The sequence below is a fragment of the Candidatus Planktophila sp. genome, assembly GCF_046070465.1.
Lineage (GTDB): Bacteria > Actinomycetota > Actinomycetes > Nanopelagicales > Nanopelagicaceae > Planktophila.
This window is the reverse complement of the sequence record NZ_JBJTMK010000037.1, coordinates 1-11,752: the sequence shown is the minus strand read 5'-3', so window position 1 is coordinate 11,752 and position 11,752 is coordinate 1. Positions and strand designations below refer to the sequence as shown.

General features: G+C 49.3%; 14 protein-coding genes. 11 read left to right on the top strand and 3 right to left on the bottom strand.

Annotation, left to right across the window (positions count from 1 at the left end; translation table 11 throughout):
• The coding region (recA, locus tag ACKOVI_RS01910) for a recombinase RecA (protein WP_509602286.1) at positions 1–864 on the top strand (864 nt) is incomplete at its 5' end.
• Positions 864–1,379 carry a regulatory protein RecX gene (locus ACKOVI_RS01905; protein ID WP_509602287.1) on the top strand — a complete coding sequence of 172 codons (516 nt, stop codon included), beginning with the start codon at positions 864–866 and terminating at the stop codon, positions 1,377–1,379. The genes recA and ACKOVI_RS01905, both read left to right, overlap by 1 nt.
• Before the next feature lie 2 nt (positions 1,380–1,381).
• On the opposite strand, the gene ACKOVI_RS01900 is transcribed toward ACKOVI_RS01905, so the two are convergent.
• Positions 1,382–2,101: an IclR family transcriptional regulator gene (locus ACKOVI_RS01900; protein ID WP_509602284.1), complete on the bottom strand. Its 720-nt coding sequence runs from the start codon at positions 2,099–2,101 to the stop codon at positions 1,382–1,384.
• A gap of 66 nt (positions 2,102–2,167) precedes the next feature.
• Between ACKOVI_RS01900 and leuC the strand changes: the two genes are divergently transcribed.
• The 6 genes from leuC (at position 2,168) to ACKOVI_RS01870 (ending at position 7,760) form a co-directional block, all read left to right on the top strand.
• Entirely contained in the window at positions 2,168–3,559 is a 1,392-nt protein-coding gene (gene leuC, locus ACKOVI_RS01895; protein WP_509602281.1) for a 3-isopropylmalate dehydratase large subunit, read from the top strand.
• Between the two features lie 17 nt (positions 3,560–3,576).
• The gene (gene leuD, locus ACKOVI_RS01890; RefSeq protein ID WP_509602279.1) at positions 3,577–4,176 is read left to right on the top strand and encodes a 3-isopropylmalate dehydratase small subunit; all 600 of its coding nucleotides are present in this window, start codon (positions 3,577–3,579) and stop codon (positions 4,174–4,176) included.
• A 220-nt stretch (positions 4,177–4,396) separates the two neighbouring features.
• Positions 4,397–4,864 carry an HU family DNA-binding protein gene (locus ACKOVI_RS01885; protein WP_509602277.1) on the top strand — a complete coding sequence of 156 codons (468 nt, stop codon included), beginning with the start codon at positions 4,397–4,399 and terminating at the stop codon, positions 4,862–4,864.
• A gap of 72 nt (positions 4,865–4,936) precedes the next feature.
• Positions 4,937–5,728 (top strand): lysophospholipid acyltransferase family protein, encoded by a 792-nt coding sequence (locus tag ACKOVI_RS01880; protein WP_509602275.1) that lies wholly within the window; start codon positions 4,937–4,939, stop codon positions 5,726–5,728.
• Positions 5,728–6,732: an NAD(P)H-dependent glycerol-3-phosphate dehydrogenase gene (locus tag ACKOVI_RS01875; RefSeq protein ID WP_509602272.1), complete on the top strand. Its 1,005-nt coding sequence runs from the start codon at positions 5,728–5,730 to the stop codon at positions 6,730–6,732. The genes ACKOVI_RS01880 and ACKOVI_RS01875 overlap by 1 nt, the downstream gene beginning before the upstream one ends.
• Entirely contained in the window at positions 6,729–7,760 is a 1,032-nt protein-coding gene (locus ACKOVI_RS01870) for a D-alanine--D-alanine ligase family protein (protein ID WP_509602270.1), read from the top strand. The genes ACKOVI_RS01875 and ACKOVI_RS01870 overlap by 4 nt, the downstream gene beginning before the upstream one ends.
• A gap of 1 nt (position 7,761) precedes the next feature.
• On the opposite strand, the gene ACKOVI_RS01865 is transcribed toward ACKOVI_RS01870, so the two are convergent.
• On the bottom strand, positions 7,762–7,995 hold the full coding sequence (locus tag ACKOVI_RS01865; RefSeq protein WP_509602268.1) for an Lrp/AsnC family transcriptional regulator: 234 nt from the start codon (positions 7,993–7,995) through the stop codon (positions 7,762–7,764).
• Between the two features lie 35 nt (positions 7,996–8,030).
• Between ACKOVI_RS01865 and thiL the strand changes: the two genes are divergently transcribed.
• Entirely contained in the window at positions 8,031–8,945 is a 915-nt protein-coding gene (thiL, locus tag ACKOVI_RS01860) for a thiamine-phosphate kinase (RefSeq protein ID WP_509602266.1), read from the top strand.
• Between the two features lie 7 nt (positions 8,946–8,952).
• Here thiL and rpmB read toward each other — a convergent pair whose 3' ends face one another.
• Positions 8,953–9,141, bottom strand: coding sequence for a 50S ribosomal protein L28 (rpmB, locus tag ACKOVI_RS01855; RefSeq protein ID WP_509602264.1), 189 nt, complete (start codon positions 9,139–9,141; stop codon positions 8,953–8,955).
• A gap of 247 nt (positions 9,142–9,388) precedes the next feature.
• Here rpmB and ACKOVI_RS01850 point away from each other — a divergent pair, with 247 nt between their 5' ends.
• On the top strand, positions 9,389–10,795 hold the full coding sequence (locus tag ACKOVI_RS01850) for a cytochrome ubiquinol oxidase subunit I (protein WP_509602262.1): 1,407 nt from the start codon (positions 9,389–9,391) through the stop codon (positions 10,793–10,795).
• A 13-nt stretch (positions 10,796–10,808) separates the two neighbouring features.
• The coding region (gene cydB, locus ACKOVI_RS01845; protein WP_509602260.1) for a cytochrome d ubiquinol oxidase subunit II at positions 10,809–11,752 on the top strand (944 nt) is incomplete at its 3' end.

Sequence of the window (11,752 nt, the reverse complement as noted above, 5' to 3'; positions counted from 1 at the left end):
GAAATCTACGGACCAGAATCTTCAGGCAAGACAACTCTTACATTGCACGCAATTGCATCTGCACAGAAGCAGGGCGGTATCTGCGCATTTATCGATGCAGAGCATGCATTCGATGCTGAATACGCAAAGAAGCTCGGCGTTGATATCGATGCACTTCTCGTTTCACAGCCAGATACCGGAGAACAAGCTCTCGAGATTATGGATATGTTGGTTCGCTCTGGCGCACTCGATCTCGTCGTAGTCGACTCAGTTGCAGCACTTGTTCCTCGCGCAGAAATCGAAGGCGAGATGGGTGACTCACATATGGGTCTTCAGGCGCGCTTGATGTCTCAGGCACTCCGTAAGATTACTGGTGCACTTCACCAGTCAAAGACAACAGCGATTTTCATTAACCAATTGCGTGACAAGATCGGCGTCTTCTTCGGTTCTCCAGAGACAACGACAGGTGGAAAGGCGCTCAAGTTCTACGCATCAGTTCGCCTCGATATCCGTCGTATTGAAACTCTTAAGGATGGCCAAGAATCCGTTGGTAACCGCACACGTGTCAAGGTTGTTAAGAACAAGATGGCTCCACCTTTCAAGCAGGCAGAATTCGACATCATTTACGGAACAGGTATCTCACGTGAAGGTTCACTTCTCGATATGGGTGTTGACCTTGGCATCGTAAAGAAGTCAGGCGCTTGGTACACATACGAAGGCGATCAGCTTGGTCAGGGTAAGGAGAATTCACGTAACTTCCTTCTCGATAACCCAGATCTCGCCAACGATATTGAAAATAAGATCCGTGCAAGTTTTGTCCCAGTCGAGGTCGATGCAGCTTTGATCGCCGAGATTGATGACGCAGTAGCAGAGGTAGATTTCTAATTTCTCTGCAGTACGCAAAGGTCGAAAGAGGCGAGGGCTCTGACCCTTACGAAGTAGCTTATGCAATTGCGTTAAACGCACTTGTTGCACGAGCGAAAAGTAAGGGCGAGCTTCTCGCTCACCTTAAGACCCGGGGCGTTGAAGATCAGGTAGCCCAGGCCACCATCTTCCGGTTATCTGAAGCCGGCCTCGTTAATGACCAAGAGTTTGCTCTCGCATGGGCTACATCGCGCCACAACCATAAAAAGATCTCAAAGCGCGTTATTGCAACCGAGCTTCGTCAAAAAGGTGTGACACAGGAGGAGATCAACTGCGCTCTCGACACCATCGATGATGATGCTGAATACCAATCTGCCTTCGAGCTCGCGATGAAGAAGTACTCGACCATGTCACGCCTTGAGAGTGATGTTCAGATTCGACGGATTCAATCCTTGTTACAACGTAAGGGTTTTGGATTTCCCGTGATAGCCCGCGTCATCCGCGAACTAGGTATCGGTACAGACTTTACCGATTAGTTTTACTTGCCTTGCTTTAAATGTTCGGTAAGGCGTTCAGCGGTAGCAACAACAGCTGCAGCGTGGAGGCGCCCTGGTTGGCGGCCAAGACGTTCAATAGGGCCAGAGATTGAAACAGCTGCAATAACTTTTCCATTAGGACCGCGCACAGGTGCTGAGACGGATGCAACGCCTGCTTCACGTTCACCTACCGATTGAGCCCAGCCGCGACGACGATCTGCTGAAAGATGAGCTGCTGTATAGCGAGCATTCTTCAGAACGCGGTGAATCTTCTCCGAGTCTTCCCACGCCATTAAAATTTGAGCAGCAGAACCAGCCTGCATAGTGAGTGCGGCACCGACTGGAACAGAGTCACGAAGACCTGAGAGACGCTCTGCAACTGCGACACAGAGTCGAACGTCGCCTTGGCGCTTGTACAACTGAGCTGATTCCCCGGTCGCATCGCGAAGAGCAGCGAGAGCGGGGCCAGCGGCGGCGATAAGACGGTCTTCACCAGCTGCGAGAGCAAGCTCTGCAGAACGTGGACCGAGAACGAAGCGACCATTGAGATCGCGAGTAACGAGGCGGTGATGCTCGAGGGCGACGGCAAGGCGATGAGCGGTCGGGCGTGCGATTCCTGTCACTGCCACAAGCTCTGCGAGGGAGTGCGGGCCTGATTCGAGAGTGCCCAGGATTGCTACGGCTTTGTCTAGAACGCCGACTCCGCTATTCTTCTTGTCCATGAAGTGATATTAGCATCTCACCAAATGGGATGGCAATATCAGGCGCGGAATATATTGGAGGCGGTTATGGGCAAGACATTGGCAGAGAAGATTTGGGCAGAGCATGTTGTTCGCTCGGCTGAAGGCGAGCCAGATCTACTGTATATCGACCTACACCTCATCCATGAAGTAACGAGCCCACAGGCATTTGATGGATTGCGTTTAACCAATCGCAAAGTCCGTCGCCCTGATTTAACAATTGCAACCGAAGATCACAATGTTCCAACGCTCGATATCTTGAAGCCGATTGCAGATCCCGTATCAAAGTTGCAGGTAGATACTCTTCGCAATAACTGTAAAGAATTTGGCGTTCGCCTTCACTCACTAGGTGATGTGGATCAGGGTGTTGTCCACGTTGTCGGTCCACAGCTTGGTGTGACACAGCCGGGCATGACAATCGTTTGTGGAGATTCACATACGTCTACACACGGCGCCTTCGGTGCAATTGCATTTGGTATTGGAACATCTGAGGTTGAGCACGTTCTTGCAACACAGACACTTTCATCTCGTCGCCCAAAGACTATGGCTATCAATGTCAATGGAAAGTTGAAGCCTGGCGTAACTGCCAAGGATTTGATTCTTGCAATCATTGCAAAGATCGGCACAGGTGGGGGACAGGGATATATCCTCGAATACCGCGGTGAAGCAATTCGCGAACTTTCAATGGAAGGACGCATGACAGTCTGCAATATGTCTATCGAGGCAGGTGCACGTGCAGGACTTATCGCGCCAGACCAGAAGACTTTTGATTACATCAAGGGTAAGCCGCACGCACCTGAAGATTTTGATGCAGCAGTTGCGTACTGGAGCACGCTCTTCACAGATGCTGATGCCACGTTCGACGTTGAGGTCGAAATCGATGGCGACTCACTCGAGCCATTCGTTACCTGGGGAACAAACCCAGGTCAAGGACTTCCACTGTCAGCGAAGGTTCCAAGCCCATCTGATTTCGCTAACGAGGTTGATCAGGTTGCTGCAAAGAACGCACTTGAGTACATGGGACTCACTCCAGGAACCCCTCTGAAAGAGGTAAAGATTGACACTGTTTTCTTGGGCTCATGCACCAACGGTCGCATTGAAGATCTTCGAGCAGCAGCAGATATTGTGAAGGGCAAAAAAATTGCTGCAACACTTCGTATGTTGGTTGTCCCAGGATCCGAGCGCGTACGTCAGCAGGCAATGTCAGAAGGTCTCGACAAGATCTTTATCGATGCAGGAGCAGAATGGCGCAATGCAGGTTGCTCAATGTGTCTTGGCATGAACCCAGATCAGCTCACCGTTGGCGAACGTTCAGCATCAACATCAAACCGTAACTTTGAAGGCCGTCAAGGTAAGGGTGGTCGTACTCACCTTGTCAGCCCACAGGTAGCTGCAGCAACTGCGCTTCGCGGCACTTTGTCATCACCGGCAGATTTGTAAAAGAGGGAGAGAAAATCATGGAAAAATTTATTTCACATACAGGTACCGGTGTCCCGCTTCGCCGCTCTAATGTCGATACCGATCAGATTATCCCCGCTGTCTATTTGAAGCGCGTTACACGTAGCGGATTTGAGGACGGCCTCTTCTCTGCATGGCGCAATGATCCAGAATTCGTCCTCAACCAGGAGGCGTTTAAGAAGGGCACTGTTCTTGTTGCAGGTCCTGACTTCGGAACCGGTTCATCTCGCGAGCACGCAGTCTGGGCGCTTCAGAACTATGGCTTCAAGGCTGTGATCTCAAGCCGTTTTGCAGATATCTTCCGTGGCAATTCGCTCAAAGGTGGATTGCTGACCGTCATCATTCCTCAAGCTGAGGTTGAAAAGCTCTGGGCGACCATCGAGGCAACGCCATCGACTGAGATTACTGTCGACCTTGATTCACGCACCGTTTCATACGGGTCAACAAATCTCTCTTTCGATCTCGACGATTACACACGTTGGCGCTTGATGGAAGGTCTCGATGACATCGGTCTAACCCTGGCTCAAAGTGACTCTATTGATGCATTTGAGAACAAGCGTTCAACTCTCAAGCCAACAACGCTTCCGATTCGCGCTTAAAAACAAGCGTAAATCGCTCGTTTTGTAGGCAGGGTAAGTAGGTAATGAAAAACTCTCAAGCTAAGAATGAGAGTTTTTTACGCATAAAAAGTGCAAAAATCGCGAAATAAAAAATCGCGACACGCGCAATGCAATAACGCAATCACCCCTTAGCAAGGCTTATGTTTAACGCAGTTAGGCAAAAGCTTAATTATTTACGCGTAAAACTTAGGGGAAATCAATGAATAAGGCCCAGTTCATCGCTGCGTTGGCCCCACACTTCAACGGCAGCAAGAAGGAAGCAGCTCACGCTGTTGATATCGTTTTCGACACAATCGTCCGTAACATGGCTGCAGGCAACGATGTCATGATCAACGACTTCGGTAAGTTCAAGAAGGTTGATCGCAAGGCACGTATGGGACGCAACCCATTCACAGGCGAAACAATCAAGATCAAGGCTTCAAAGAAGGCACGCTTCCTCCCTGCAAAGGCACTCAAGGAAGTTATCGCTGGCGATCGCAAGCTCGGACCAGCACCAAAGCCAGAGGTAAAGCCAGTTGCAAAGCCAGTTGCTAAGCCAGCCGCAAAGAAGGCAGCAGCTAAGAAGCCTGTTAAGAAGGCAGCAGCTAAGAAGGTTGCTAAGAAGGCTCCAGCAAAGAAGGCAGCAGTTAAGAAGGTTGTCAAGAAGGCTGTAAAGAAGAAGAAGTAATTTTTCTTTTTATTGAAATGGAGTCGGCGAAAGCCGGCTCCATTTCTCTTTTACCCACATAGAATTACACACATGTCCGAGTTCAAAGTTTCTTATGACCCTCCCAAGGGTAAGCCGCTCGGCACAAATCTGACATTTAAGATTTGCACAACGCTGATTATTCCGATTTTCCGATTGATTATGAAACGCGATATCCGCGGAGTAGAAAATATTCCAGCAAGCGGTCGTGCGATAGTTGCATCAAACCATCTCTCTTATGCAGATGTATTAGTACTGACAGACATGCTCTACACCAATGGCAGAGCACCTCGATACCTAGGAAAATCAGGGGTATTCAAGGTTCCCGTTATTGGAAAGATTCTCTTGGCAGCAGGCCAAATTCCCGTCGAGCGGGAATCTAGCAATGCTCGCAAAGCGGTAGATCACGCAAAGATTCTGCTAGAGAAGGGTCATCTCCTCGGCGTTTATCCTGAAGGTACCTTGACTCGCGATGAAGAACTGTGGCCGATGATTGCAAAGACCGGTTGTGCTCGTTTGGCACTTGCAACAGATACACCGGTCATTCCGATTGCGCAGTGGGGTTCACAGAAAATTCTCCCGCGATATACAAATCGCATTCATCTCTTTCCACGTAAGACAATTGAGATGCGCATCGGTAAGCCGGTAGATCTCTCAGCTTGGAAAGGCAAGCATGAAGATCCGCAGGCGCTCATCGAAGCAACAGCTGAAATCATGCGAGCAATTACGGCAATGCTCGAAGAGATTCGTGGCGAGAAGCGCCCTCCAGTAATCTTTGACCCTCACACGTCGGCTCTTCCAAAGACAGGAAACTTTGTAAAAGCTAATAAGAAGAAGGCGAAGTAATGTCAGAGAAAGTCACGGTTTTCGGAACTGGCGCATGGGGTTCCACCATGGCCCAGGTACTGCATGACGCTGGCAATGATGTTCTTCTCTGGGGTCGCAGCGCTGATGTTGTTGATGAAATCAACACCAGTCACACCAATCAAAAATACCTTGAAGCTCATGTGCTTCCTGCAGAGCTCAAGGCGACCTCTGATGTAAAGGCTGCCTTTGCTCATTCTCAGGTCTATGTTCTTGCCATCCCTGCACAGCAACTGCGCACGATGCTCGCCGAGTGGAAGCCACTTATTGCTGAGAATGCGATAGTTGTCAGCACTCTCAAGGGCATCGAAATCAGCACGCAGATGCGCATGACAGAAATCATTGAAGAGATGTGGGGTGTTTCAAAGGTTGGCGTCATTACCGGACCAAACCTTGCTGATGAGCTTGTTCTGCGTCAGCCCGCTGGGGCGGTAGCGGCAGCGGCAACGCAAGAGCTTGCCGACTTTATCCGGCAACTTTTTCGCACTCCTTACTACCGCACCTACACATCAACAGATGTCATGGGATGCGAACTCGCGGGTGCGATCAAATCCGTAATCGCTTTATCTGTTGGAATTTCCATCGGCATGGGCTTTGGTGAAAACACCCAGGCAATGCTGATTACTCGTGGCCTCAATGAAGTAGCTCGCCTCTGTGCGGCGCATGGCTCTGATCCACTGACAGCAGCAGGGCTCGCCGGCATGGGGGATTTGGTGGCAAGTTGTGGTTCTCCGCTTTCTCGTAACCGCACCTTTGGAGAAATCCTTGGCCGTACAGGTTCCATCGAGACTACGCGTGAGCAAGTTGCAAAGACGGTAGAAGGTGTTGCATCAGCAGGTGCAGTTGTTGAAATCGCTCACCGTGTGGGTGTTGAAGTTCCAGTTATTGAATCGGTGGCAGATATCGTCAATGGATCACTGACTCCTGAGGCTGCGCTTCAGCGCCTCATGGAGATCACTACAAAAGCGGAAAACTTCATTCGATGAGAAAGCGCGTAGCTATTCTCTGCGGTGGGCCAGGTAGTGAACACGAAATATCTTGCATCTCTGCTAGTGGAGTTCTCTCTGCCATTGATCGCACTAAGTTCGAACCTGTTCTCATTGGTATCACTCGTGAAGGCAAGTGGATGTTATTGCCACTGGATTACCCGCTGGAAATGGTCAATAAGCGCCTCCCATCTATCTCTGGAAATTATCCTGAGGTAAGACGGACGCGCGGAGCACTGGGGGTTAATGGCGAGAAGCTGCCTATCGACATCATCTTCCCGGTACTTCACGGAACATATGGCGAAGATGGACAGCTACAGCGCGAATTGGCTCTAGTTGCTATCAAATATGTTGGAAGCGCAGCTGCTGCATCAGAAATTGCTATGGATAAATCTGAATCAAAGATTGCATTTGCTCGCGCAGGAATCCAAGGGGCACCTGGCATCACAGTGACCGCTGAAGAGTGGAGGCAGAATCCAGTCCAGATTGCAGAGTCCATCAAGCACCTAGGACTACCGCTCTTTGTAAAGGCCGCACGCGGAGGGTCAAGTCGTGGAACCGTGAAGGTAAAGGATTACAACAATTTCTCTGCAGCGATGACAGAAGCACTTTCCTATGATTCAAAAGTTTTGATTGAGAGCGCAATCATTGGAGCAGAAGTAGAGTGTGCTGTCCTGCGGGTAGGTAGAGAGATTAAGGCTTCAATACCCGGCAAAGTCTGGATTGATCCCCACTTTGAATTTTATGATTTTGAGGCGAAGTACCTCGATGGCGCAACTCGCATAGATATACCTGCGCCATTTGATCCACTCGTTATTCGCGCAATTCGTGAGAACGCAATCAAAGCATTTAGAGCAATTGGGGCGAGCGGTTTAGCGCGAGTCGACTTCTTTGTCACGTCCACAAACGAGATCATCATTAATGAAATTAACACAATGCCTGGCTTTACCCCTACATCGGCATTTCCAAAGATGTGGGCTGCAAGCGGTATTGCTTATAAAGAGTTAATAACTACGCTTCTCAGTTAATTCAGCCAGTGACAGGACATGTCAAAGTGCGGGTAATACCTGGAACAGCCTGCACCTTAGACAAGATGAGACGACCGAATTCTTCCATTGTCTGAGCTTCAGCGCGCATGATGACATCGTAAGGACCAGTGATTCCTTCAGCGAGAGTCACGCCAGGAATAGCAGCGATCGCAGCGGTAACAGAAGATGCCTTGCCGACATCAGTTTGAATCAAGATATATGCCTGTACGTTCATAAGCGCACCGTACCTCATGAGATAGGTTTCTGACTATGAGTTTTTCGGAGGAGCAGGTTATTGAGGTACTTGCCCAAGTATTTTCCACGCAAGACCCCCGAGTCATTCTGGGAATTGGCGACGACGCAGCTCTCGTGAATGGCGCAGCCCAGCAAATTCTGACAACAGATATCGCAGTAGAAGGCGTGCATTTCCGCGCCGATTGGTCTACAGCCTTTGAGATTGGTCAACGAATCGCAATCGCCAACATTGCAGATGTTCTGGCTATGAATGGGAGATGCGATTACCTATTGGTTGCGGCGACGCTGACTGGTAATGAAAGTCTTGATTGGATTAAGTCTCTGGCAGAAGGTATTCAAGCTGAAGCTTCCAGGGCTGGTGCGGTTGTGGTTGGTGGAGACCTCGCGCGATCTCAAACTTTGTCTATTGCAATTACTGCAGTAGGTCATGCAGAGAAGCCCATTCTTCGGTCAGGAGCCGTCCCGGGCGATTCCATATTTCTCTCATCGCTGACTGGATGGTCGGCAGCAGGCCTTGCGATGTTGCAATCTAAGAAAGAGTTTTCAGATAAAGCGATCACTCGCTACAAAGTTCCAGCTATTAACTTCAATATTGATTTCTCTCGTGCAACATCAATGTCAGATGTAAGCGATGCTGTTTTGGTTCAAGGCGCACAAATGGCAAAAGCGTCAGGCGTTGGTTTCTCACTCCACCTCACTTCCTTCGAGAGCGCAGAAGGATTTGATGAGCTATTGGATCTCGCAGAGAAAATGGGAGCAGAAGTACTTGACTGGATTCTCCAAGGGGGAGAAGACCATGTCTTGCTTGCAACAGGTCGTGATCTGCCAGGAATCAATATTGGTCACGTCCATGAAGGATCTGGAATTTCGCTCATTCACAATATGAGGGAAATAAAAATGGCCCCAGTTTCCTGGAGCCATTTCTCTTAAAAGATAATTACGCGCGAGCGACCTTGCCAGCCTTGAGGCATGATGTGCAGACGTTCTGACGCTTTGAAGCACCCTTTACAAGTGTCTTTACGCGCTGGATATTTGGATTCCAACGACGACGTGTCTTCACCTGTGAGTGTGAAACGTTGTTACCAAAGCTTGGGCCCTTGCCACAGATGTCGCATGTTGATGCCATTGCGGTACTCCTTGAATTAATAAAGCTAACCGCCATACGCGTTCAGCAGGCGCAAAGGGTAGCAAGAGGGGGCCGGATTGAGCCAATCCGCAAGGCAAGAGTGCCAGCCCTCGTGAGATTTACGCGTAAAAAGTCGAGTGTGAGGCGGGCTACAGCGAACACCCTGATTTCCTGCAATGAGCAGGCGCAAGATAGAGCCATGTAAAAAGTTCCACGAGAGTGGGCATTATTAGAAACGGAGAGCAACATGAGCGCTCTAGATCTCGCGCGATGGCAGTTCGCCATTACAACCGTCTATCACTTCCTCTTTGTTCCCATCACGATCGGATTAGGTTTCCTCGTGGCTGGACTTCAGACAGCGTGGTACCGCAACGGAAATCTTAAGTATCTTCGTGCAACCAAATTTTTTGGAAAGTTGTTTCTTATCAACTTCGCCATCGGTGTTGTTACTGGCATCGTGCAGGAGTTTCAATTTGGAATGAACTGGTCTTCCTACTCACGTTTCGTTGGCGACATCTTTGGTGCACCACTTGCGATGGAAGGCTTGCTTGCATTCTTCCTCGAATCCACATTCTTGGGTCTATGGATCTTCGGTTGGGACCGTCTTCCTAAGAAGGTTCACCTTGCAACAATTTGGTTGGCGTCATTGGGAACAGTTCTCTCCGCCTACTTCATCTTGGCAGCAAATGCATGGATGCAACATCCGGTCGGATATGTCATCAATGCCGAGAAGCATCGCGCAGAGCTCACCAGCATTGTTGAAGTCCTGACTCAGAAGACTGCAGTGGTGACCTTCTTGCACACAATCCCATCTGCAGCATTTGCAGCAGGAGCATTTATGGCTGGAATCTCTGCCTACTTGATTTTGAAGAAGAAGGATGTTGAGATGGCACGACCAACGCTTAAGTTGGGCCTTGTCACCGTCATCATCTCCTTCTTGCTCGTCAGCATCACTGGCGATGTCATTGGTAAAGTCATGACAGAACAGCAGCCAATGAAGATGGCTGCTGCTGAGGCTCTCTATGACACAACCGAATCAGCTCCATTTTCGATTCTGACAGTCGGAACGCTCGATGGATCTCGCTCTGTCTTCCAGATTGATATCCCGTCTATGTTGTCCTTCTTAGCTACAGGTGACTTTGGCGCCACAGTTAAGGGCGTCAATGACCTTCAAGCTGAGTATGAGAAGACCTACGGCCCAGGTGAATACACTCCAAATATTCCTTTGGCGTACTGGTCATTCCGATTGATGATTGGTTTCGGTGCAATCGCATTCTTCCTTGCAATCTTCACACTCTGGCGTACACGCAAGGGTGGAGAACTTCCACAAAGTAAGTGGTTCCTCCGCTCCATGCTGACCATGCCATTTATTCCATTAGCTGCGATTTCCTTCGGTTGGATCTTTACAGAGACAGCTCGTCAGCCTTGGACTGTCTTTGGATTGGCGAAGACCGCAGATGGCGTGAGTGTTGTTGTATCTGCAGGGAGTGTTCTCTTCACAATGATCGTCTTCACACTTCTCTACGGTGTTCTTGCTGTGATTGAAGTCGGACTGACTCTCAAGGTAATCAAAAATGGACCTGCTCCTGAAGTTGATTACGAGAATCCACAATTCGGAGGAAGTTCCGATAAGCCACTCGTGATGAGCTACTGAGGAGGATTAGAAAATGACATTTCAAACAACATGGTTCTTGCTGATTGCGATTCTCTGGGTTGGCTACTTCATCCTTGAAGGTTTCGACTTCGGCGTCGGAGTCTTGCTTCCATTCGTATCAAAGAATGAAGCTGATCGTCGCGCTGTATTAACGACGCTTGGTCCAGTCTGGGATGGAAATGAAGTCTGGGTACTTGTCGCAGGAGGAGCAACATTTGCCGCTTTCCCGGAATGGTATGCAACCCTCTTTAGCGGTTTCTATTTACCGCTCTTTCTCATCCTGACCTCGCTCATTGTGCGAGGAGTGGCCTTTGAATATCGCTCCAAGTACGGAAAAGCGCAGTGGCGTCAGCGTTGGGATATTGCAATCGTGATTGCAAGCTTTATTCCAGCTCTTCTCTGGGGAGTAGCGTTTGCAAATATCGTTCGTGGAGTGCCAATCGAACTTTCTGCCGATAAGAATCTTGAATATGTAGGTGGATTCTTCAATCTGCTCAACCCTTATGCACTCTTGGGTGGCGTTGTGACTCTTACGGTCTTCCTTACGCACGGTGCAGTCTTCTTGGCTTTGAAAACTGATGGAGGAATTCGTGAGCGATCACGGGTATTGGGGCTCAAGCTTGGTCTTGTTGCAGCAGTTGCAGCTGTGGCCTTCCTTGTATGGACCAACTTCATGTTGCCTGAGTTCAATGGCCTTGTTTTCGGACTTTCAGTTATCGTTGCAGTCCTCTGGCTTTCAGGGTTGTTCGCTCTTCTCCAGGTTCGTGAAGGCTGGGCATTTATCTTCTCTGCAGCAACAATCGCAACATTCGTTGCTACGTTGTTCTACGCACTTTATCCCCGAGTGATGCCAAGTTCTATCAGTTCAGAATTTGATCTCACTATTACCAACGCTTCAAGTACTCCATACACCTTGAAGGTGATGACCATCGTTGCGGTAATCATGACTCCATTGGT

Bases quoted from the DNA above. Each gene is read 5' to 3' on its own strand.
- ACKOVI_RS01875 (WP_509602272.1), top strand. From the start codon at position 5,728: ATGTCAGAGAAAGTCACGGTTTTCGGAACTGGCGCATGGGGTTCCACC.
- leuD (WP_509602279.1), top strand. From the start codon at position 3,577: ATGGAAAAATTTATTTCACATACAGGTACCGGTGTCCCGCTTCGCCGC.
- ACKOVI_RS01870 (WP_509602270.1), top strand. From the start codon at position 6,729: ATGAGAAAGCGCGTAGCTATTCTCTGCGGTGGGCCAGGTAGTGAACAC.
- ACKOVI_RS01865 (WP_509602268.1), bottom strand. From the start codon at position 7,995: ATGAACGTACAGGCATATATCTTGATTCAAACTGATGTCGGCAAGGCA.
- ACKOVI_RS01900 (WP_509602284.1), bottom strand. From the start codon at position 2,101: ATGGACAAGAAGAATAGCGGAGTCGGCGTTCTAGACAAAGCCGTAGCA.
- ACKOVI_RS01850 (WP_509602262.1), top strand. From the start codon at position 9,389: ATGAGCGCTCTAGATCTCGCGCGATGGCAGTTCGCCATTACAACCGTC.
- leuC (WP_509602281.1), top strand. From the start codon at position 2,168: ATGGGCAAGACATTGGCAGAGAAGATTTGGGCAGAGCATGTTGTTCGC.
- ACKOVI_RS01880 (WP_509602275.1), top strand. From the start codon at position 4,937: ATGTCCGAGTTCAAAGTTTCTTATGACCCTCCCAAGGGTAAGCCGCTC.
- thiL (WP_509602266.1), top strand. From the start codon at position 8,031: ATGAGTTTTTCGGAGGAGCAGGTTATTGAGGTACTTGCCCAAGTATTT.
- ACKOVI_RS01885 (WP_509602277.1), top strand. From the start codon at position 4,397: ATGAATAAGGCCCAGTTCATCGCTGCGTTGGCCCCACACTTCAACGGC.
- rpmB (WP_509602264.1), bottom strand. From the start codon at position 9,141: ATGGCATCAACATGCGACATCTGTGGCAAGGGCCCAAGCTTTGGTAAC.